This is a genomic window from Acidicapsa ligni (assembly GCF_025685655.1).
In the GTDB taxonomy this organism is placed as follows: Bacteria; Acidobacteriota; Terriglobia; order Terriglobales; family Acidobacteriaceae; genus Acidicapsa; species Acidicapsa ligni.
Genome location: NZ_JAGSYG010000016.1, coordinates 1 through 1,845, shown reverse-complemented (window position 1 = coordinate 1,845; position 1,845 = coordinate 1). Strand labels below are relative to the sequence as shown.

General features: G+C 54.5%; 1 protein-coding gene. It reads right to left on the bottom strand.

The window, feature by feature from the left end:
• Window positions 1-1,845 (bottom strand): FG-GAP-like repeat-containing protein (locus tag OHL19_RS22955; RefSeq protein WP_263360193.1); only part of this gene is annotated, 1,845 nt, incomplete at both ends.

Sequence of the window (1,845 nt, the reverse complement as noted above, 5' to 3'; positions counted from 1 at the left end):
GCCATGTCCTCACACTCACCCGCCGATGCGTCGCAGAACCGCACCAGACCTGGAAATACGGGGGTAGTCCCATTCCTCACTGTCGCTGTAAACGTCACCGCCGTACCCTGAGATACACCGCTCGATGATACCGATAAAGAGACCGTCTCCGCAGGATTGTTTATAGCTTGTGCAACGGCGCTTGACCTAACGGCTGCATAGGTTGTATTTCCCGGCCAGCTAGCGGTGATAGAGTGGATTCCCACTGTCAAGCTGTTTACCGTCACGGTTGCAGTCGTCCCACTGAGGGTACCTGTGCCGATCGAAGTTGTGCCGTCATAGAAGGTGATTGTGCCAGTAGGCCCGCTGGAGATGGTGGCGGTGAAGATTACCGATCCACCATAGTTCGATGGCGTGCCTGAGGTCGCCACGGTCAACGTTGGCCTTGGCAGGTTCACGACCTGCGTGATAGCGCTGGAGGTGACGGGACTGTATGTTGTGTTGCCGGCCCAGCCGGCGGTAATCAAATGTGTGCCTGCCGCCAGAGTGCTCGTCGTCAACGTTGCCGTTGTTCCACTGATCGTGCCGGTCCCAATCAATGCACCGGCATCGTAGAATCTCATGGAGCCGGTAGGTCCGCTGGAAATGGTGGCGGTGAAGGTCACTGCGCTCCCATAAATAGCCGGCGTCCCTGATGTTGCTACGCTCAAAGTCGGCGTAGCATTGCTGGAGGTGAGACCCACAGGACTCGATGTGCTTGCGGTATATGGACTGGTCCCAGGATAGTTGGCTACGACGTTGTGCTCCCCTGCGCTACCTGTGAAGGAAATTCCATTCGCACTGTAGTTGGAAATCTGTGCGTCGAGCAGAATAGATAACTGATCATTGATAGCCACCACATCCGGAAGACCATCGCCGTTCAGATCCGCAACTGCCACTCCATTACCCGCAGCAGCATAACTTACCTGAGGCTGAAAGGTTCCATCGCCATTGCCGAACAAGATCGCTGTAGTCCCGCCGCTAAGATTCCCGCTGGGAGCCACGATGTCCGGGTTGCCATCCACGTTGAAATCTCCAACAGCCACTGAGCCTACATTCGATCCAACCGTATAAGGCACCGCTGTCTGAAAGGTGCCGTCTCCGTTGCCGAGCATAACGGAAACGGTGTTGCCGCCATGATTGGAATAAACCAGATCCGGAATACCGTCCTGGTTGAAATCGGCGGCAGCAATGGAACTTGATCCGGCTGGAGAATACGCAGCCAATGACTCGAACGTGCCATTTCCATTGCCGAGAAAGATCGCTATCTCACTACTGGCGGCAGTTCCACTGGTAATACTGACCGCAACATCCAGAATGCCATCGCCGTCGAAGTCCGCAACCGCAACTGCCGATGGAGCGTGACTGCCGACAAGAGTTGTTATCTGTGCCTGAAAGGTTCCATCGCCATTGCCCAGAAAAACGGAAAGGGTGTTGTTGTTGCCATTAACAACCAGCATGTCGGCAATGCCGTCGCCGTTAAAATCCCCGGTGATAATACCTGCCGGGGCACTCCCCGCAGGATACGCCACCTGTGGTTGAAACGTTCCGTCGCCATTGCCAAGGAACACTCCGACAGTATTGCTGGCATTATTGCTGACTGCAAGATCGGGAACATCATCGCCATTGAAGTCGCCCACTGCAATAAAGCCTGGATTAGTTCCTGCCGCATAGCTTATCGGAGCCTGAAAGCTTCCATCCCCGTTGCCGATGGAAATCGAAACTGTATTGTTGTTGTAATTCGTGTAAACAATATCCGGTATGCCGTCGCCATCCACATCCGATGCAATCGCGACGCAGTTGGCGTTATTGCAGTTCGAACTGTTG